The sequence below is a fragment of the Streptomyces sp. NPDC032198 genome (assembly GCF_040636975.1).
In the GTDB taxonomy this organism is placed as follows: Bacteria; Actinomycetota; Actinomycetes; order Streptomycetales; family Streptomycetaceae; genus Streptomyces.
Map to the genome: position 1 here is coordinate 967,113 of NZ_JBEZVL010000001.1, position 20,082 is coordinate 987,194.

Genomic DNA, 20,082 nt, shown 5'->3' on the forward strand with positions numbered 1-20,082 from the left:
AGCGTTTTGGATCACTTGCCCTTGAAGCACGAGCACGTGGGAGCGGGCTGCTGGGGCGGCGGGTCGGGCGTGACGGTCACCGTCACGGTCGCCGTGGGCGGCTGGTCCGGCTGATCGCCGCCGTGGTCTCCGCCGTCGTCACCGCCGTTGTCACCACCGTTGTCGCTTCCGTCGTCACCGCCGGCGCAGTCGCCGAGGACGTCCACCCGGAACCACTGCTTGCCGTCGACATCGGCGGTCAGGTTCCCGCGTACGCAGTGTCCGTCGACGACGGACCACACCGTGCCCTTGACGCTGATGGTGCTGGTGCCGTTCGAGCCCTTGTCCTTCTTGGCCTGTCCCTGGCAGTCGACGGTGGCGACGGCATCGCGGTCCGGGGATTCACTGGACGGGGTGACCTTGTCCTTGTAGCGGGCGGTACAGCTGATCCACAGCACGTCGAGGTGCTGCCGCTCCAGTTCCTTGGTCGCCATCTCGTCGGTAGTGATCGAGATGACCGCGGTGTTCATGCCTCCGTCGGCCGGATCGCACGCGGCGACCCCGATCACCGCCGCCCCCGCGAAGCCGACGGCGCACAGCACCCGCCGCCGTCCGCGTACGTCCACCGCACGATCACGTAAGCGCCTCAATGCCCCCATGGGCGGCAGAGTGCCATCGCGCGCCGCCTGACGACAGGCATCTTTGCGTCCAACTCCCAAGGCCCCTTCGGGACGGTGCCTTCAGGGGCGCAGCAGCAGCCACTCCTGCAACTCCACCAAGTTGCCCTCCGGGTCCTTGAGGTGGGCGACTCGCATGCGGTCCGTGAGGGGGGGCGGGGCCCTGGGCGATGGTGCCACCGCGTTCGGCGATCCGGCGGCAGTGGGCGTCGAGGTCGTCGACCCGCAGCACCACCAGTGAGCGGTGTCCGGTCGCCGGCTCCTCCAGCTCGTCGAGGAGCTGGGCCATCATGGAGCGGTCCTGGAGCGCGATGCCCGCGGAACCGGCCGCCGGGCTGAACTTCTCGTACGGTCCGTCCACCGCCCCCGACTGCGGCTTGAGGCCGAGGATGTCGGCGTAGAAGTGGTAGCAGGCACGGAAGTCCGTTACGAGCAGTCGTACTTGGGCCAGTTCCACGGCATCTCCCTCACCCGGAGCGGGGGTTCAGGACCAGCGGCCCGTGCGCCCCAGGAGCAGTGCGGCCGCCGCCGTCCCCGCGGTCGACGTACGCAACACGCTACGCCCCAGGCGGTACGGTTTCGCGCCCGCGTCCGCGAACGCCGCGAGCTCGTCCGGGGAGACGCCGCCCTCGGGGCCGACCACCAGGACGATGTGCCCGGCCGCCGGAAGGTCCGCCGTGGCCAGCGGTTCGCTGCCTTCCTCGTGCAGGACCGCGGCGAGGTCGGCGGTGCCCAGCAGCGCCGCCACCTGCTTGGTGGACAGGGCGTCCGCGACCTCGGGGAAGCGCACCCGGCGGGACTGCTTGCCCGCCTCGCGCGCCGTGGCACGCCACTTGCCGAGCGCCTTGAGCCCGCGCTCGCCCTTCCACTGCGTGATGCAGCGCGACGCGGACCAGGGCACGATCGCGTCGACGCCGGTCTCCGTCATGGTCTCGACGGCGAGTTCACCGCGGTCGCCCTTGGGCAGCGCCTGTACGACGGTGATCCGGGGCTCCTGCGGCGCCTCTTCCCGTACGGAGTCCATCCGCAGGATCAGCCGGTCCTTGCCCTCGGTGTCAAGGACCACGCAGTCGGCCCAGCGTCCGGCCCCGTCGGTCAGGACGATGTCCTCACCGGCGTGCAGCCGCTTCACGGAGACGGCGTGGCGCCCTTCGGGACCGTCGAGCACGAAGCGTCCGCCGCCCGCGGCAGTGTTCTCGAAGGTCCCGAAGGTCTCGACAACGAAAACGGGCGCGGTCACGCCTGGCTCCCGGGCTGGGTCCCCTGCTGCCCGCCGGCCGCCAACGCGTCCTTCGCCTCGGCCAGTTCGGCCGCGAGGACCTCCACGAGCTGCCCGGCGGGCAGTTCCCGCGCCATGCGGTGGCCCTGGCCCGCCCACAGCGCCATGCCCTGCGCGTCACCGGCCTTGGCGGCGGCCTTGCGCAGGCCGCTGGTGAGGTGGTGGATCTGGGGGTAGGCGGCGGGGGCGTACGGCCCGTGCTCGCGCATGAAGCGGTTGACCAGGCCCCGCGCGGGGCGTCCCGAGAAGGCCCGGGTCAGTTCGGTGCGGGTGAACAGCGGGTTGGTCATGGCCTGCTTGTGCAGGACGTTGGCGCCCGACTCGGGGCAGACCAGGAAGGCCGTGCCGAGCTGCGCGGCGTCCGCGCCGGCCGCGAGCACCGCGGCGATCTGCGAGCCGCGCATCAGGCCTCCGGCCGCGACGACCGGGATCTGCACGGTGTCGCGCACCTGCGCGATGAGCGAGAGGAGGCCGAGCCCGGCGCCGTCCGTCTCGGGGTTGTCGCGGTGGGTGCCCTGGTGGCCGCCCGCCTCGATGCCCTGCACGCACACGGCGTCGGCGCCCGACCACTGGGCGGTCTGCGCCTCTTCGGGCGAGGTGACGGTGGCGACGGTGATCGTGCCGACCCGTGCGAAGGCGTCGAAGACGTCACGGGTGGGGCAGCCGAAGGTGAACGACACCAGCGGCACCGGGTCCTCGACGAGGATCGCGAGCTTGGCGTCGTAGCCGTCGTCGCGGCCGCTGTCCGGGTCGCCGAGCTGCGTCTCGTACCAGGCGGCCTCTCCGGCGAGCTGGTTGCGGTAGACGTCGACGGCGGCGGCATCGGCGTACTCGGGCTGCGGCATGAAGAGGTTCACGCCGAACGGCCGGCTCGTGAGCCCCCGCAGCTGTTTGATCTCCTGGTACATCCCGTCGGCCGTTTTGTACCCGGCGGCGAGGAATCCGAGCCCCCCGGCCTCGCAGACGGCCGCGGCGAGCTGAGGGCACGAAGCGCCGCCCGCCATGGGGGCCTGCACGATCGGAAGGCGGCAGAGATCGGTCAGTGCGGAGGACATGAACGCATCGTGCCATGACCTGGCCGGGGGGCCGAATCGCGCCTCACAGCGGGCCCGCGGGCGCCTGCCGCGGGCTACAGACTTTCCCGCCCACCCACCCGACACCCCGCAGAAATCGACAATGCTCCGGTGCCGGAGGGCAAACCCTCCGGCACCGGAGCACCGGAATCTCAGCGACCGTTGAACGCGTCCTTCAGGCGCGAGAACAGACCCTGCTGCCCCGGCTGGAACTGCCCGGTGGGCCGCTCCTCGCCGCGCAGCACCGCGAGCTCCCGGAGGACCCGCTCCTGCTCCGCGTCCAGCTTGCTCGGCGTGAGGACCTCGACGTGCACGATGAGGTCACCGCGACCGCCGCCCCGCAGGTGCGTGATGCCCCTGCCGTGCAGCGGCACCGACTGGCCGGACTGCGTGCCCGGCCGGATGTCGACCTCCTCCAGGCCGTCCAGCGTCTCCAGGGGCACCTTGGTGCCCAGAGCCGCGGCCGTCATGGGGATGGTGACCGTGCAGTGCAGGTCGTCCCCGCGCCGCTGGAACACGGCGTGCGGCAGCTCGTGGATCTCCACGTACAGGTCGCCCGCGGGGCCGCCGCCGGGGCCGACCTCGCCCTCGCCCGCGAGCTGGATCCGCGTGCCGTTGTCGACACCGGCGGGGATCTTCACGGTGAGCGTCCGCCGCGACCGGATGCGGCCGTCGCCGGCGCACTCGGGGCAGGGGGTGGGCACGACCGTGCCGAAGCCCTGACACTGCGGGCACGGCCGCGAAGTCATGACCTGGCCGAGGAACGACCGCGTGACCTGCGACACCTCGCCGCGACCGCGGCACATGTCACACGTTTGAGCGGATGTCCCCGGCGCGGCACCTTCACCGCTGCAGGTCGTACATACGACCGCCGTGTCGACCTGTATGTCCTTGGTGGTCCCGAAGGCCGCCTCGTCCAGGTCGATCTCGAGCCGGATCATGGCGTCCTGGCCACGGCGCGTGCGCGACCGGGGGCCACGCTGCGACGCCGTCCCGAAGAACGCGTCCATGATGTCCGAGAAGTTGCCGAAGCCACCGGCCCCGAAACCGCCCGCACCGCCGCCGCCCGCCTGGGACAGCGGGTCACCGCCGAGGTCGTAGACCTGCTTCTTCTGCGGGTCCGACAACACCTCGTACGCGGCGTTGATCTCCTTGAAGCGCTCCTGAGTCTTCGGATCCGGATTCACGTCCGGGTGAAGCTCTCGCGCAAGCCTCCGGAAGGCCTTCTTGATTTCGTCCTGGGAAGCGTCGCGGCGCACGCCTAGTACGGCGTAGTAGTCCGTGGCCACTTACGACTCCGCCAGGATCTGTCCGACGTAACGTGCCACTGCGCGTACTGCTCCCATCGTTCCCGGATAGTCCATGCGGGTCGGGCCGACCACGCCGAGTTTGGCTACTGCCTCGCTGCCCGAACCGTAGCCGACGGAGACCACGGACGTAGAGCTGAGTCCCTCATGGGCGTTCTCGTGACCGATCCGTACGGTCATGCCCGAATCCGTCGCCTCGCCAAGCAACTTGAGCAGGACGACCTGCTCCTCAAGAGCCTCCAGGACGGGCCTGATGGTGAGGGGAAAGTCATGTCCGAAGCGGGTGAGATTGGCCGTTCCGCCGATCATCAGCCGCTCCTCGGTCTCCTCGACCAAGGTTTCGAGGAGTGTGGAGAGCACCGTCGCCACGGTGCCCCGGTCCTCCGCGTCGAAGGACTCCGTCATGTCCTGCACGAGCTGCGGCACGTCCGCGAAGCGGCGGCCCGCGACCCTGCTGTTGAGCCGCGCCCGCAGATCCGCGAGCGAGGTCTCGCCGAACGGGGCGGGGCAGTCGATCATGCGCTGCTCGACCCGGCCCGTGTCCGTGATCAGGACGAGCATCAGACGGGCCGGAGCCAGTGAGAGCAGCTCCACGTGCCGCACCGTCGACCGCGTGAGCGACGGATACTGCACGACCGCGACCTGCCGGGTCAGCTGCGCGAGCAGCCGCACCGTGCGCGCCACGACGTCGTCGAGGTCGACGGCGCCGTCGAGGAAGTTCTGGATGGCCCTGCGCTCCGGCGCCGCCATCGGCTTGACGCCCGCGAGCCGGTCGACGAAGAGGCGGTACCCCTTGTCGGTCGGGATGCGCCCGGCACTCGTATGAGGCTGGGCGATGAACCCTTCCTCCTCCAGCGCCGCCATGTCGTTGCGGACCGTGGCCGGTGAGACACCGAGACTGTGCCGCTCGGTGAGCGCCTTGGAGCCGACGGGCTCCTCGGTGCCGACGTAGTCATGGACGATGGCGCGCAGCACCTCGAGCCTGCGTTCACTGAGCATCCGCGCAACACCTCCACCTTTTCGCCCTGAAACCTGTCTGCCCCGTGGTCCGCCTGGCACTCCCCGCGGGTGAGTGCCAGCCTTGCACCGCGCCCAGTGTACGGCCGCGAGGTACGGCCCCGGCAAGGGCCGGACCCCCGGTCTCGGTCCGGCGGGTGAGCGGGCGGCTGCCGAGCCGCCCGCACAGCGCTAGCGTCGCCTTATGAACGTGACGCCGGCTTGGGACGAGGCAGGGTGGGAGCGGCTCGCGCCGCATGTGGGACGGCGGCGCCTCCCGGTCTGGGACTGTACGGCGGGGCTTGTCGTCGGCGGTGAATCGGCGCTGATGATCGAGGCGGGGGCGACGCTGCGCGAGGGGGCGGAGCTGCGCACCCAGGCGCGCGGCATCCTCGGCGGGGGCCGCCGGGTCACTCATCTCGCCCTGACGCACCCGCACTTCGACCATGTGCTCGGCGCCGCGGCGTTCGCGGGCGTGGAGGTGTACGGCGCGGTGGGCCTCGACGCGCTGCTCGCGAAGGGCCGCGACGAGCTGCGCGAGTCCGCGGTGCGGCACGGGGTCGCGCCGGACGCGGCGGCGGAGGCCGCCGACCTGCTCGTCCACCCGCACCACACGGTGTGCGGGGAGTGGACGCTCGACCTGGGCGGCGGCGTGCAGGTGCTGCTCGCGAACGTCGGCCCGGGACACACGGGCCACGACCTGGCGGTCCTGGTCCCCGGCACGGCGGACTCCCCGGAGATCGTCTTCTGCGGCGACCTGGTCGAGGAGTCGGGTGAACCGCAGGCCGGTGATGACGCGGTCCCGAAGCGGTGGCCTGCCGCGCTCGACCGGCTGCTCGACCTGGGCGGGGAGGACGCGCTGTACGTGCCGGGGCACGGTGCGGTGGTCGATGCGGCATTTGTCCGTGCGCAACGGGCCACACTGGCGGCCCGCTTCGGCGTGTCGTAGCGAGCCTCCCCCCACTTCTTCCTATCGTCGGGAAAATGCGCCAGTACTCCGCGGACCTGACCCCGCCCTGGAAGAAGCCGAAGCCCGTCCCGGAGGTCGCCGCGGAGGCGGACCTCGTGGTGGAGGAGCTGAGCACCGGCTTCTGCGGGGCGGTGATTCGCTGCGAGAAGACGGCGGAGGGTCCGACGGTGACCCTGGAGGACCGCTTCGGCAAGCACCGCGTCTTCCCGATGACTCCGGGTGCCTTCGCCCTGGAGGGCCGGACGGTGACGCTGGTCCGCCCGTCCGCCGCCTCCTCGCCGGTACGTCCTTCGCGCACCGCTTCCGGCTCGGTGGCCGTGCCGGGTGCGCGGGCCCGGGTCGCCCGCGCGGGGCGGATCTACGTGGAGGGCCGCCACGACGCGGAGCTCGTCGAGCGGGTGTGGGGCGACGACCTGCGGATCGAGGGCGTGGTCGTCGAGTACCTGGAGGGCATCGACGACCTCCCGGCGATCGTCGAGGAGTTCTCCCCCGGCCCCGACGCGCGACTCGGCGTCCTGGTGGACCACCTGGTGCCCGGTTCGAAGGAGTCGAGGATCGCGGCGCAGGTGAGTTCTTCGTCGGCGCTGGTGGTGGGGCACCCCTACATCGACGTGTGGGAGGCGGTGAAGCCGTCCTCGGTGGGGATCGCCGCGTGGCCGCGCGTGCCGCGGGGGCTCGACTGGAAGACGGGCGTCTGCGAGGCCCTGGGCTGGCCGCCCAACACTGGCGCGGCCTGGCAGCGGATCCTGGGCTCGGTGCGCAGCTACCGCGATCTTGAACCGGCGCTTCTGGGCCGCGTGGAGGAGTTGATCGACTTCGTCACGGGGACCGAGTCCTAGACCGCCGCCGACGCCTGCGGGGCCGGACTGCGCCGCCGCTGCGCGGCTATGTCAGCCCGTCCGGCGTTTGAGGACGAACTCGGCGGAGCCGGTGATTCTGCGGTCAGTCCACCAGGTCCCGCACCACCGCATCCGCCAGCAACCGCCCCCGCAGGGTCAGCACGGCACGCCCCTCCTCGTAGGGCCCCGCCTCAAGAAGCCCATCGGCGAGCGCCCGGCGGGAAGCCGCGAGGCCCGCGGGGTGGAGCAGGGACAACGGGCACCCCTCGAGGAGCCGCAGCTCCAGCAGGATCCGTTCCACCCGCCGGTCCTCCGCGGCGAGAACCTCCCGCCCGGCCCCGGGCGACCGGCCGGCGGCGAGGGCGCCCGCGTACGCCCCGGGATGCTTGACGTTCCACCACCGCACGCCCCCCACGTGGCTGTGGGCCCCCGGCCCGGCCCCCCACCAGTCGGCCCCGCGCCAGTACAACTCGTTGTGCAGGCACCGCCCGGCATCGGACGTGGCCCAGTTCGACACCTCGTACCAGGAGAATCCCGCGCCCCCGAGCACCTCGTCGGCGATCAGATACCGGTCGGCGTGCACGTCGTCGTCCGTCATCGGCACCTCGCCGCGCCGGATCCTGCGCGCGAGCTGCGTGCCCTCCTCAACGATCAGGGCGTAGGCGCTGACGTGGTCGGGCCCGGCGCCGATCGCCGCGTCGAGGGTGGCCCGCCAGTCGTCGTCCGTCTCGCCCGGCGTGCCGTAGATGAGGTCCAGGTTGACGTGGTCGAAGCCCGCCGCCCGCGCCTCGGCCACGCATGCCTCGGGCCGGCCGGGGGTGTGCGTACGGTCCAGCACCTTCAGTACGTGCTGCTTCGCGCTCTGCATCCCGAAGGAGACGCGGTTGAAGCCACCGGCCCGCAGTTCGCTCAGGTAGGCCGGATCGACGGACTCCGGGTTCGCCTCGGTGGTGATCTCCGCGTCGTCCGCGAGCCCGAACTCCTCCCGGACCGCTCCCAGCATGCGCACGAGGTCGGCTGCGGCCAGGAGCGTCGGCGTACCGCCCCCGACGAAGACCGTCTGCACCGGGCGCGGGTCGTCGCCCAGGGTCTTGCGCGCGAGCCGTACCTCGTCGATCAGGGTGTCCGCGTAATTGTCGCGCGAGGCGAGCACGCCGCCGGAGCCGCGCAGCTCGGTCGCGGTGTACGTGTTGAAGTCGCAGTAGCCGCAGCGCGTGGCGCAATACGGGACGTGGAGGTAGAAGCCGAGCGGACGTGTCCCCGCACCCGCGAGGGCGGACGCGGGCAGGGACCCGTCCTCGGGCATGGGCTCACCATCGGGCAGTGCGGAAGGCATACCTTCGATTGTCCCGCACCTCGGAGAAACCCCGCACCGCGGAGGAACCCGGCACCGCGGAGAAACCCCGCACCGCGCACCGGATCCGCCCGCCTACTGCGCCTGAAGGACCAGGACCGCCATGTCGTCGTCCGGCGGCCGCTCCGAGAATTCGTGCACCATCCTCTTGATCCGCTCCGCGATCAGCGACGCGTCGAGGCCCGCGCAGCTCGCGAGGGCCTTCGCGAGACCGTCGCCGTCGTCGAACATCAGCTGCCCGGTGCGGCGCTCGGTCACCCCGTCGGTGACGCAGAGCAGCGTGTCCCCCGTGCGCAGGTCGAAGCTCTCGCTCGCGTACGTCGCGTCGTCGATGACCCCGAGCAGCAGCTGGGGCGAGGCCGCAGCCCGGACCGTGCCGTCCGGGGAGAGCAGCAGCGGCAGCGGGTGTCCCGCGCTGGCCACCGTGCAGCGGACGCCGCCGTCGTCCATGGGGACCAGCTCGCCGTAGAGGAGGGAGAGGAAGCGGGAGGTGGCCCCGTCCGGCGGCACGATCTGGCCGCCCGCCGCCGCGACCACCGCCGCCGCCGCGTCCGCCGCCTCCGTCGCGTCGTCGAGGAGGAGCTGGTTGAGGCGGTCGAGCACCTCCGCGACCTCGTACCCCTCGCGGGCGAGCAGGCGCAGCCACGGCCGGGCGAGGCCGATCACGACGGCCGCCTCGACGCCCTTGCCCTGAACGTCGCCGAGGGCGAAGCACCAGCGGCCCTTGCCCGCCTGGAACACGTCGTAGAAGTCGCCGCCGGGCCCGCCCTTGTCCCGCGGCTCGTACACGACGCCGCTCTGCACGCCGGGGATGTCCGCGACGGAGCTCGGAAGGAGTCCGCGCTGCAGGACCTGGCTGATGGTGGCCTGGCGCTGATAGCGCCGCGCCGCGCTGATGGCCAGGGCGACCCGTCGGCTGAAGTCCTCGATGAGGCCGGTGACCTCGTCGGCGAAGCGCATCATCCCGGCCCGCCCGATGATGAGCGTGCCCAGCGCGCGACCGCCCGCCGTGAGGCGGTACGCCAGGGCCGTGCCGCCCTCGTCGGCCAGGGCCTCGCCGGGCCACTTCACGGGGACGGCGCCGGAGCCGGCCGATTCGGGCAGCAGGGGCGGGTCCTTCTCCAGGCTGCGCCGCAGTTCCTCCATGCGCTGCTCGCTGGTGTGCCAGACGCGGGCGAGCCGGGAGCCGGGGCCGCCGCTCACGGCGCCGCGCGGCGCGGCCTCCGACTCGTCGTCGAGCCATACCGCGCACCAGTCCGCGAGCCGCGGCACGAGCAGCTGACCGGCGAGTGCGGCCACCAGGTCCTCGTCGAACTGCCCGGCGAGCAGGTCGGACGCCTCGGCGAGGAAGGTGAGCGCGCCGCGGTTGACCCACTCCGTGTCGTGCGTGATCCGTCTCGGCAGCGGGGCGAGGATCTCGGCGGTGCGCAGCCCTCGCTGCATCGCCTGTTCACTCGCGTACGACTCGATCTCCTGGCCTGCCTGCACGCCGCCGACCGGGAGGCGAGCCCAGACAGCCTTGGTGCCGGTGCGGTAGGTGATGCCCCAGGAGTCGGAGAGGGTCGCGACGAGCTGGAGGCCGCGGCCGTACTCGGGCGTGCCGGGCGGCTGGGGCGTGGGCTCGCTGCGGACCGCGCGGGCGGGGTGATGGTCGGAGACCTCGATGACCAGGGTGTCGGTGCTCTCCCCCAGGCCCGCCTCGTCGAGCCGGCACAACAGCTCGACCGTGGTGCCCGCGTGCACGACGGCGTTCGTGACCAGTTCGCTGACCAGCAGCACGGCATCGTCCGCCAGGCGGTCGGTGACACCCGCGGCCGCGGGCACGGCGAGCTCGACCCAGTCGGCGAGCGCGGCGCGCACGAACCTGCGTGCGGCGGCGGGCGCCAACGGGTTTCCGGGCAGCGATGTGCACACCACCGCCGGCGGGCCGGGCTGGTACCCCGGCTGGGCGGACGCACGGAAAGTGGTCTCCCGTTGCATCGGAATGGACCCCACGTTTCGGCTCCTGAGCAGTTCGGTCGAATACGCCTCAGGCGACACGGACAGAGTGACAGACTGGCCACGCCCATAAGCACCGAGTTACTGAAGTGGGCCGCTATGAGTGAGAACAGTGCTATGCCCGCGCTCGGTTACGGTCGGATTCCGGCACCGAAACCAGCTTCGACACCACAGTCGTGCACCGGGAACGATCCGGACGCGGCATCAGAAAACATCGCGGAGAACGCCCCGGAAGCGACCTCCGATCTGCGTATCCTGCTGTCCGCCATGCGGGCGGCGCGTGACGGTGACTTCACCAAGGTGACGGTGAGTGGCCACGGCCTGGTCGCCGAGCTGCACGCGGTGTTCAACGAGATGCTGGACCGTTCGCTGCACTTCGACAGTGAACTCACGCGCGTACGCCGGGAGATCATCCGGCACGGCCATCTCGACGAGCGGTTCACCGCGAGCCCGGGACAAGGCAGCTGGGCCACGCGCGTGACGGACGCCAACTCCCTGCTCGACTCGCTGGTCGCCCCGGCGGCCAACGCGACACGTGTACTGAACGCGGTCGCGGGCGGCGACCTCACCCAGCGGGTGGACCTGCACGACGGCTCCCGCGAGCTGCGGGGAGACCTGCGGCGTCTGGGCCGTGCGGTGAACACGATGGTCGACCAGCTGTCGCTCTTCACGGGCGAGGTCACCCGGGTCGCCCGCGAGGTGGGCACGGAGGGACGGCTCGGCGGGCGCGCCAAGGTGCGCGGTCTGTCGGGCAGTTGGCGTGACGTGACGGAGGCCGTCAACACGATGGCCTCCCGGCTCACCGCCCAGGTGCGCGACATCGCCCTGGTGACGACGGCGGTGGCGCAGGGCGACCTGACCCGGACCGTCACGGTCGAGGCGACGGGCGAACTGCTCGAACTGAAGCTGACCGTCAACACGATGGTCGACCAGCTCTCCGCGTTCGCGGCCGAGGTCACCCGTGTCGCCCGTGAGGTCGGCACGGAGGGCCAGTTGGGCGGCCGGGCGCAGGCCCGTGGTGTGTCGGGCGTCTGGAAGGACCTCACCGACAACGTCAACTTCATGGCATCGAACCTCACCTCTCAGGTGCGGAACATCGCCCAGGTCACCACGGCCGTCGCCAACGGCGACCTGAGCCAGAAGATCACCGTTGACGCCCGGGGCGAGATCCTGGAGCTGAAGTCGACGGTGAACACGATGGTGGACCAGCTGTCCGCCTTCGCCGATGAAGTCACGCGTGTGGCGCGCGAAGTCGGCACGGAGGGAAATCTGGGCGGTCGCGCTCAGGTGCGCGGCGTGTCCGGCGTGTGGAAGGACCTCACCGACAACGTCAACTTCATGGCGGACAACCTCACCTCCCAGGTACGGAACATCGCCCTCGTGTCGACGGCCGTCGCCCAGGGCGACCTGGGCAAGAAGATCACGGTCGAGGCGAAGGGCGAGATCCTCGAACTGAAGTCGACCATCAACACGATGGTGGACCAGCTCTCCGCGTTCGCCGACGAGGTCACCCGGGTGGCCCGTGAGGTGGGCACGGAGGGCAACCTCGGCGGGCAGGCCCAGGTGCGCGGTGTCTCCGGCGTCTGGAAGGACCTCACCGACAACGTCAACTTCATGGCGCTGAACCTCACCTCTCAGGTGAGGAACATCGCCCAGGTCACCACGGCCGTCGCCAACGGCGACCTGTCCAAGATGATCACGGTGACGGCGCGCGGCGAGATCCTGGAGCTGAAGGACACCGTCAACACGATGGTGGAGCAGCTGCGGGCCTTCGCGGACGAGGTGACCCGGGTGGCCCGTGAGGTCGGCACGGACGGCCGGCTCGGCGGGCGGGCCCAGGTGCTCGGTGTGTCGGGCGTGTGGAAGGACCTCACCGACAACGTCAACTACATGGCCGACAACCTCACGGGCCAGGTCCGCAACATCGCGCAGGTCGCGACGGCGGTGGCGCAGGGCGACCTCTCCAAGAAGATCGACGTGGACGCGCGCGGCGAGATCCTGGAGCTGAAGACCACCATCAACACCATGGTGGACACGCTGTCCTCGTTCTCCTCGGAGGTCACCCGCGTGGCCCGCGAGGTCGGCTCCGAGGGCCAACTGGGCGGCCAGGCGCGGGTCGAGGGCGTCTACGGCACGTGGAAGCGCCTGACGACGAACGTGAACGAGCTCGCCCTGAACCTCACCACCCAGGTCCGCGCGATCGCCGAGGTGGCATCGGCCGTGGCCCAGGGCGACATGACCCGCTCTATCACGGTCGAGACCCGCGGTGAGGTCTCCGAGCTCAAGAACAACATCAACGTCATGGTCTCCAACCTCCGTGAGACCACCCGCGCCAAGGACTGGCTGGAGTCGAACCTCGCCCGTCTCGCGGGTCTGATGCAGGGCCACCGTGATCTGATGGAGGTCGCCGACCTGATCCTGCGCGAGCTGACCCCGCTGGTGAACGCGCAGTACGGCGCCTTCTTCCTGGCTGACCCGGAGGCCGGGGACACCACGACGCTGCAGACTCCCCCGGTCAAGGGGCTCGCTTTCATCGCCGGGTACGGCTCCGCGCAGGGCTCGGTCGTCGACACGGGTGCCATGCCCGCGCACGGCCTGGTGCGCCAGGCGGCCCTGGAGAAGAAGCGGATCCTGGTGGACGAGGTGCCGCCCGACTACATCAAGATCACTTCGGGGCTCGGGGACTCCGCCCCGGCCAGCCTGGTGATCATCCCGATCCTCTTCGAGGACAAGCTGCTCGGCGTCATCGAGCTGGCCACGTTCTCCCGCTTCTCGGACGTGCACCTGGCGTTCTTCGACCAGTTCGTCAGCACCATCGGCGTCGCGATCAACACGATCATCGCCAACTCCCGTACGGAGTCACTGCTCAGCGAGTCCCAGCGGCTCGCCACGCAGCTCCAGGACCGCTCGGACGAACTGCAGCTCCAGCAGGCGGAGTTGCAGCGTTCGAACGCCGAGCTGGAGGAGAAGGCGGCGCTGCTCGCCACCTCCTCGCAGTACAAGTCGGAGTTCCTCGCGAACATGTCGCACGAGCTGCGCACGCCGCTGAACTCCCTGCTCATCCTGGCGAGGCTGCTCTCGGACAACCCCGACAGCCATCTCTCCGACCAGGAGGTGCAGTTCGCGACGACGATCCACCGCTCGGGGTCCGACCTGCTCCAGCTCATCAACGACATCCTCGACCTGTCGAAGATCGAGGCGGGCCGGATGGACGTCCGTCCCAAGAAGCTCCCCCTCATCAAGGTCCTCGACTACGTCCACGCGACGTTCCGCCCGCTCACCCTGGACCGCGGGCTCGCCTTCGAGGTGTCGGTCGGCGAGGACGTGCCGCGCGAGATGTTCTCGGACGAGCAGCGGCTCCAGCAGATCCTGCGCAACCTCCTGTCGAACGCGGTCAAGTTCACCGCGAGCGGCCGGGTCGAGCTGCGCGTGAGCCGCGTCAAGAACACGGGCGACCGGCGGCTCCACGACGGCGGCGACCGGCTCTGCTTCGCCGTCACGGACACCGGCATCGGCATCCCGCCCGACCAGCTGCCGGCCATCTTCGAGGCGTTCCAGCAGGCCGACGGCACCACCAACCGCAAGTACGGCGGCACCGGCCTGGGCCTCTCCATCAGCCGCGAGATCGCCGGGCTCCTCGGCGGCCGCATCACCGCGGAGAGCAACCCGGGCCAGGGCTCCACCTTCACGCTCTACGTCCCCGTGGTGCACCCCGGCCACGGACCCGCGGCGGCGGCGTACGCGGCGACCAGGTCGCTCACGACGCCCGAGCCGCACGAAGAGGGGGTCACCATGTCCCCGCACACCTTCCACGAACAGAACGACAGCTGGCCGACACCGACCAAGCTGGAGGAGTACCGGGAAGGTGCGGCGGGCCGCATATTGCGTGGGCGACGCGTCCTGATCGTGGACGACGACATCCGCAACGTCTTCGCGCTCACCCACGTACTGAGCCGCGTCGGCATGCCCGTCCTCTACGCGGAGAACGGCCGCGAAGGCATCGAGACCCTGGAGCGCAACCCCGACACCGACCTCATCCTGATGGACATCATGATGCCGGAGATGGACGGCTACGAAACCATCGCCGCCATCCGCCGCACCCCGCGCTGGACCGGCCTTCCCATCATCGCGCTGACCGCCAAGGCGATGCCCGGCGACCGCGAGAAGGCCATCGAACAGGGCGCCAACGACTACGTACCCAAACCCGTGGACGTGGACCAGCTGCTCACCGTCGCCTGCGCGCTCCTGTCCCCCGACGGCGCGGACACCGCGGAGCCGGGCACGCCCACCACAGCAGATACGACCGTTGCACCGGAACCGGCAGGCACTCCCGGGGAGGCCGCTGTTCCGCCGACGGCCGAGTGAGGCACTGTCACCATGAGCACAGAGGTCATGACCGACAACCGCGCGAGCATCCTTCTTGTCGATGACATGGAGGACAACCTGATGGCACTCGAAGCCGTCCTGGGGTCCCTCAACGAACCACTGGTGCGCGCCCGTTCGGGCGAGGAGGCCATGAAGGCCCTTCTGCGCCAACGTTTCGCCGTGATCCTCCTGGACGTACGCATGCCGGGGATGGACGGCTTCGAGACCGCGTCGAACATCAAGCGACTCGACCAGACCAAGGACGTGCCCATCATCTTCCTGACGGGCACCGACAACGACGCGGGCTACGCCTTCCGGGGCTATGCGACGGGTGCCGCGGACTACATGACCAAGCCGTTCGACCCCTGGGTGCTGCGCGCCAAGGTCACCGTCTTCCTCGAACTGCACCGCAAGAACCAGCAGTTGGAGAAGATCCTGGCGCGCGAGCAGCAGCAGTTCGAGGAGCTGGCGGCCCGCCTCTCGGCCATCGAGACGCACATGGCGGCCAGCAGTCTCAAGGACGTGCTCGAACTGCGCCACCACGTGACGCACATGGAGGAGCTGGTGAGAGAGATGCGGCGCGGGCGGGGTGGCGTCTGAGGAACCGGCCCGAGTAAGAACCGGGCAGACAGTGCCCCGCCCGCGCACGGGAGTCCGGGCTCAGGCCTCGCGCGAACCCGCGTACATCTCGTCGATCAGGTGCTGGTACTCGCGCTCGACGACGGGGCGCTTCAGCTTCAGGCTCGGCGTCAGTTCGCCGTGCTCGATGTCCAGGTCGCGGGGCAGCAGCTTGAACTTCTTGACGGTCTGCCAGCGCTGGAGGCCTTCGTTCAGCTCCTTCACATAGCCCTCGACGAGTGCGACCGTCGCCGGGGCCGCGACCACGTCGGCGTAGCTCTTGCCGTCCAGACCGTTGTCCTTGGCCCACGCCATGATGGACGGCTCGTCGAGCGCGATCAGAGCGGTGCAGAAGTTCCGGTCGGCGCCGTGCACCAGGATGTTGGAGACGTACGGGCAGACTGCCTTGAACTGGCCCTCGACCTCGGCAGGCGCGATGTACTTGCCGCCGGAGGTCTTGATCAGGTCCTTCTTGCGGTCGGTGATCCGCAGATAGCCGTCCGCGGAGAGCTCGCCGATGTCCCCGGTGTGGAACCACCCGTCGGACTCCAGGACCTCGGCCGTCTTCTCGGCGAGCCCGTGGTAGCCCTCCATGATGCCGGGGCCGCGCAGCAGGATCTCGCCGTCGTCCGCGATCCGGACCTCGGTGCCGGGCAGCGGCTTGCCGACGGTGCCGGTGCGGTAGGCCTCGCCGGGGTTGACGAAGGAGGCCGCGGAGGACTCGGTGAGGCCGTAACCCTCCAGGATGTGGATGCCCGCGCCGGCGAAGAAGTAGCCGATCTCGGGAGCGAGCGCGGCCGAGCCGGAGACGGCGGCGCGCAGCCGACCGCCGAAGGCCTCCCGCAGCTTGGAGTAGACGAGCGCGTCGGCGACCTTGTGCTTGGCGCCGAGCCCGAAGGGCACCGAGGCGGTGCCGGTCCTGCGGAAGTTGTCCTGGCTGACCTTCGCGTACTCGCGGGAGACGTCGGCGGCCCACAGGAAGATCTTGTACTTGGCGCCGCCGCCGGCCCGTGCCTTGGCCGCGACCCCGTTGTAGACCTTCTCGAAGATGCGCGGCACGGCGGCCATGTACGTCGGCTGCACCACCGGCAGGTTCTCGATGATCTTGTCGACGCGGCCGTCGACGGCGGTGACGTGCCCGAGCTCGATCTGCCCGGAGGTCAGCACCTTGCCGAAGACGTGCGCGAGCGGCAGCCACAGGTACTGCACGTCGTCCGGGCCGAGAAGACCGGTCGAGGCGATGGCCTTGGCCATGTACGACCAGTTGTCCTGCGGCAGGCGCACGCCCTTGGGGCGGCCCGTGGTGCCGGAGGTGTAGATGATCGTGGCGAGCTGGTCCTTGGTGATCGCCGCGATCCGCTCCTTGACCGCCTCCGGGTTCTTCTCCAGATGGGCGGCGCCGCGCGCCTCCAGGTCGGCGAGGGTGAGCACCCAGCCTTCGGGGTCGCCCTCCGCGGGCCCGGCGCCCTCGGCGTCGATGACCACGACGTGCCGCAGCTCGGGCAGCTCGGCCCGCTTCTCGCGCGCCTTGGCGAGCTGCTCGGCGTTCTCGGCGATCAGGACCCGGCTGTCGGAGTCGGCCAGGATGTAGGTGGACTCCTCGGCGTTGGTCTGCGGGTACACCGTGGTGGTGGCCGCGCCCGCGCAGAGGATGCCGAGGTCGGCGAGGATCCATTCGACCCGCGTGGACGAGGCGAGCGCCACCCGGTCCTCGGGGGCGAGGCCGAGCTCGATCAGGCCCGCCGCGATGGCGTAGACCCTCTCGGCGGCCTGCCCCCAGCTCAGCGACTTCCAGTCGTCCGGCCCCTCGCCCGATGCGGCCGGCACCGGATAGCGGTAGGCCTCCGCGTCGGGCGTGGCCGCCACGCGCTCCAGGAAGAGATGGGCCACGGACGGCGGACGGTTCTCGATCAAGGTCTGTGTGTCGCTCACGACATCCTCCGGACCCGCGACAATGCGGCGACTGGCTGGCGGCTGCTGGTCTTGTTTAACTTGCGAGTAACCTACGAGCAGTGATCAGAGTAGAGCGCTGAAGCCCGCCACGTAAGGGGCATCTGCCTGTCACTTCATACAAGAACGGGTCCGCCGCGCAAGAGCGCGACGGACCCGCTGGGATGCCCCTGTGACGCCCGTGCCGGACGGTGCGGCGGCCGGGGTGTGGGCTACTTCTTGGCCTTGCCCGCACCGCTGTCGTCGCTGGAGAGCACCGCGATGAAGGCTTCCTGCGGCACCTCGACGGAGCCGACCATCTTCATGCGCTTCTTGCCCTCCTTCTGCTTCTCGAGCAGCTTGCGCTTACGGGAGATGTCACCGCCGTAGCACTTGGCGAGGACGTCCTTGCGGATCGCGCGGATGGTCTCGCGGGAGATGACCCGGGAGCCGATCGCCGCCTGGATGGGCACCTCGAAGGCCTGGCGCGGGATGAGCTCGCGCAGCTTGGCCACCAGACGCACGCCGTACGCGTACGCGGCGTCCTTGTGGGTGACGGCGGAGAAGGCGTCGACCTTGTCGCCGTGCAGCAGGATGTCGACCTTGACGAGCTGGGCGGCCTGCTCGCCGGTGGGCTCGTAGTCCAGGGACGCGTAACCGCGCGTCTTGGACTTGAGCTGGTCGAAGAAGTCGAAGACGATCTCGGCGAGCGGCAGCGTGTAGCGGATCTCCACGCGGTCCTCGGAGAGGTAGTCCATGCCGAGCAGGGTGCCGCGCCGGGTCTGGCACAGCTCCATGATCGAGCCGATGAACTCGCTCGGGGCGAGGACCGTGGCGCGTACGACGGGCTCGAAGACCTGGTCGATCTTGCCCTCGGGGAACTCGCTCGGGTTGGTGACCGTGTGCTCGGTGCCGTCCTCCATGTTCACGCGGTAGACCACGTTGGGGGCGGTGGCGATCAGGTCGAGCCCGAACTCGCGCTCCAGGCGCTCACGGATCACGTCGAGGTGCAGCAGGCCCAGGAAGCCGACGCGGAAGCCGAAGCCGAGGGCCGCCGAGGTCTCCGGCTCGTACACCAGCGCGGCGTCGTTGAGCTGCAGCTTGTCGAGGGCCTCACGCAGGTCGGGGTACTCCGAGCCGTCCAGCGGATAGAGACCCGAGAAGACCATCGGCTTCGGGTCCTTGTAGCCGCCCAGGGCCTCGGTCGCGCCCTTGTTCAGGGAGGTGATCGTGTCACCGACCTTGGACTGACGGACGTCCTTCACGCCGGTGATGATGTAGCCCACCTCGCCGACGCCGATGCCGTCGGCCGGGGTCATCTCGGGGGATGAGACGCCGATCTCAAGAAGCTCGTGGGTGGCGCCGGTGGACATCATCCGGATCCGCTCACGCTTGTTGAGTTGGCCGTCGACGACTCGGACGTACGTCACCACGCCTCGGTAGGAGTCGTACACCGAGTCGAAGATCATCGCTCGCGCGGGCGCGTCGGCGACGCCGACCGGCGGCGGGACCTCGGCGACGACCTTGTCGAGCAGCGCCTCGACGCCCATGCCGGTCTTCGCGGAGACCTTCAGCACGTCGTCCGGGTCGCAGCCGATGAGGTTGGCGAGTTCCTCGGAGAACTTCTCCGGCTGTGCGGCCGGCAGGTCGATCTTGTTGAGGACCGGAACGATCTTGAGGTCGTTCTCCATCGCCAGGTAGAGGTTGGCGAGAGTCTGAGCCTCGATGCCCTGCGCGGCGTCGACGAGGAGGACCGTGCCCTCACAGGCCGCCAGCGAGCGCGACACCTCGTACGTGAAGTCCACGTGCCCCGGGGTGTCGATCATGTTGAGGACGTGGGTCTTGCTCTGGTCGGGGCCCTCGGAGGGGGCCCAGGGCAGACGCACCGCCTGGGACTTGATCGTGATGCCGCGCTCGCGCTCGATGTCCATGCGGTCGAGGTACTGAGCACGCATCTGTCGCTGGTCGACCACACCGGTCAGCTGGAGCATCCGGTCGGCGAGCGTGGACTTGCCGTGGTCGATGTGCGCGATGATGCAGAAATTGCGGATCAGAGCCGGGTCGGTACGGCTCGGCTCGGGCACGTTTTTAGGGATCGCGGGCACGCAGGGTCCTGTCTCTTGAGGCGCCTGTCGCCTCGGGTCGGATCTATACGTAGGTTCCATGGTCCCACGGGTGAGGCACTGGGCCCGGTGTGGGCCGGTCAGGGTGGGGGGCCGGGCCCGGATTGGGCCGCCCGGGGCGCGGCTGGTAATCTGGGCCGCTGTGTCTCCTTGCCCTCTCGGCGCCGAGGCACGTGTCAAAGAAACTCATCTGCAGTACCTCTGCAGTACCTGAACCTGAAAAGGCTCTTTCGTGGCGAACATCAAGTCCCAGATCAAGCGGATCAAGACCAACGAGAAGGCGCGTCAGCGCAACAAGGCGGTCAAGTCTTCTCTGAAGACCGCGATCCGCAAGGCCCGCGAGGCCGTTGCCGCAGGCGACACCCAGAAGGCCGTCGAGGCGACGCGTGAGGCTTCGCGTCAGCTCGACAAGGCCGTCTCCAAGGGTGTCATCCACAAGAACCAGGCCGCCAACAAGAAGTCGGCGCTTGCTTCGAAGGTTGCGACCCTCCAGGGCTGAACCCCTGACCGAGCGCCGTCCGCGGCCGCTCACTTGATTTGAACGCCGGGAAGGACTCAGCGGGCCCTCTCTTCCG

Annotated in this window: 14 protein-coding genes and 1 pseudogene; 5 read left to right on the top strand and 10 right to left on the bottom strand. The window is 70.0% G+C overall.

Annotated elements, in window-relative coordinates; translation table 11 throughout:
- Window positions 1–11: 11 nt before the first annotated feature.
- From AB0E78_RS04495 to hrcA, 6 genes and pseudogenes are all read right to left on the bottom strand, one after another.
- Window positions 12–605, bottom strand: a complete 594-nt coding sequence (locus tag AB0E78_RS04495; protein WP_361828110.1) for a hypothetical protein — start codon at window positions 603–605, stop codon at window positions 12–14.
- Between the two features lie 114 nt (window positions 606–719).
- A pseudogene (locus tag AB0E78_RS04500) lies at window positions 720–1,113 on the bottom strand (VOC family protein).
- A gap of 27 nt (window positions 1,114–1,140) precedes the next feature.
- A complete protein-coding gene (locus tag AB0E78_RS04505; RefSeq protein WP_361828112.1) occupies window positions 1,141–1,896 on the bottom strand; it encodes a 16S rRNA (uracil(1498)-N(3))-methyltransferase in 756 nt (251 codons plus the stop codon).
- Window positions 1,893–2,990, bottom strand: a complete 1,098-nt coding sequence (locus AB0E78_RS04510; protein ID WP_361828115.1) for a nitronate monooxygenase — start codon at window positions 2,988–2,990, stop codon at window positions 1,893–1,895. Before AB0E78_RS04510 ends, AB0E78_RS04505 begins: the two co-directional genes overlap by 4 nt.
- Window positions 2,991–3,160: 170 nt before the next feature.
- Entirely contained in the window at window positions 3,161–4,297 is a 1,137-nt protein-coding gene (gene dnaJ / locus AB0E78_RS04515; protein WP_361828118.1) for a molecular chaperone DnaJ, read from the bottom strand.
- A complete protein-coding gene (gene hrcA, locus AB0E78_RS04520) occupies window positions 4,298–5,314 on the bottom strand; it encodes a heat-inducible transcriptional repressor HrcA (RefSeq protein WP_351160429.1) in 1,017 nt (338 codons plus the stop codon).
- A 208-nt stretch (window positions 5,315–5,522) separates the two neighbouring features.
- Here hrcA and AB0E78_RS04525 point away from each other — a divergent pair, with 208 nt between their 5' ends.
- A complete protein-coding gene (locus AB0E78_RS04525; protein ID WP_361828563.1) occupies window positions 5,523–6,260 on the top strand; it encodes an MBL fold metallo-hydrolase in 738 nt (245 codons plus the stop codon).
- A gap of 35 nt (window positions 6,261–6,295) precedes the next feature.
- The gene (locus tag AB0E78_RS04530; protein WP_361828126.1) at window positions 6,296–7,120 is read left to right on the top strand and encodes a DUF3097 domain-containing protein; all 825 of its coding nucleotides are present in this window, start codon (window positions 6,296–6,298) and stop codon (window positions 7,118–7,120) included.
- A 103-nt stretch (window positions 7,121–7,223) separates the two neighbouring features.
- Here AB0E78_RS04530 and hemW read toward each other — a convergent pair whose 3' ends face one another.
- Together hemW and AB0E78_RS04540 are read right to left on the bottom strand one after the other, a co-directional pair.
- Entirely contained in the window at window positions 7,224–8,456 is a 1,233-nt protein-coding gene (gene hemW / locus AB0E78_RS04535) for a radical SAM family heme chaperone HemW (protein ID WP_361828128.1), read from the bottom strand.
- Between the two features lie 93 nt (window positions 8,457–8,549).
- A complete protein-coding gene (locus tag AB0E78_RS04540; protein ID WP_361828131.1) occupies window positions 8,550–10,469 on the bottom strand; it encodes a SpoIIE family protein phosphatase in 1,920 nt (639 codons plus the stop codon).
- 270 nt (window positions 10,470–10,739) lie between these two features.
- Here AB0E78_RS04540 and AB0E78_RS04545 point away from each other — a divergent pair, with 270 nt between their 5' ends.
- Entirely contained in the window at window positions 10,740–14,837 is a 4,098-nt protein-coding gene (locus AB0E78_RS04545) for a HAMP domain-containing protein (RefSeq protein ID WP_361828134.1), read from the top strand.
- A gap of 12 nt (window positions 14,838–14,849) precedes the next feature.
- The gene (locus tag AB0E78_RS04550; protein WP_361828137.1) at window positions 14,850–15,437 is read left to right on the top strand and encodes a response regulator; all 588 of its coding nucleotides are present in this window, start codon (window positions 14,850–14,852) and stop codon (window positions 15,435–15,437) included.
- Between the two features lie 60 nt (window positions 15,438–15,497).
- On the opposite strand, the gene AB0E78_RS04555 is transcribed toward AB0E78_RS04550, so the two are convergent.
- Window positions 15,498–17,387, bottom strand: a complete 1,890-nt coding sequence (locus tag AB0E78_RS04555; RefSeq protein WP_361828140.1) for an AMP-dependent synthetase/ligase — start codon at window positions 17,385–17,387, stop codon at window positions 15,498–15,500.
- 230 nt (window positions 17,388–17,617) lie between these two features.
- Window positions 17,618–19,489, bottom strand: coding sequence for a translation elongation factor 4 (lepA, locus tag AB0E78_RS04560; protein ID WP_361828143.1), 1,872 nt, complete (start codon window positions 19,487–19,489; stop codon window positions 17,618–17,620).
- Between the two features lie 250 nt (window positions 19,490–19,739).
- Between lepA and rpsT the strand changes: the two genes are divergently transcribed.
- Window positions 19,740–20,006, top strand: coding sequence for a 30S ribosomal protein S20 (gene rpsT, locus AB0E78_RS04565; protein ID WP_135334171.1), 267 nt, complete (start codon window positions 19,740–19,742; stop codon window positions 20,004–20,006).
- Window positions 20,007–20,082 lie beyond the last annotated feature (76 nt).

What these genes read in the sequence shown, in the direction of transcription:
- AB0E78_RS04510 (WP_361828115.1), bottom strand. Translation starts at nt 2,990, where the DNA reads ATGTCCTCCGCACTGACCGATCTCTGCCGCCTTCCGATCGTGCAGGCC.
- hrcA (WP_351160429.1), bottom strand. Translation starts at nt 5,314, where the DNA reads ATGCTCAGTGAACGCAGGCTCGAGGTGCTGCGCGCCATCGTCCATGAC.
- AB0E78_RS04530 (WP_361828126.1), top strand. Translation starts at nt 6,296, where the DNA reads ATGCGCCAGTACTCCGCGGACCTGACCCCGCCCTGGAAGAAGCCGAAG.
- hemW (WP_361828128.1), bottom strand. Translation starts at nt 8,456, where the DNA reads ATGCCTTCCGCACTGCCCGATGGTGAGCCCATGCCCGAGGACGGGTCC.
- AB0E78_RS04545 (WP_361828134.1), top strand. Translation starts at nt 10,740, where the DNA reads ATGCGGGCGGCGCGTGACGGTGACTTCACCAAGGTGACGGTGAGTGGC.
- AB0E78_RS04550 (WP_361828137.1), top strand. Translation starts at nt 14,850, where the DNA reads ATGAGCACAGAGGTCATGACCGACAACCGCGCGAGCATCCTTCTTGTC.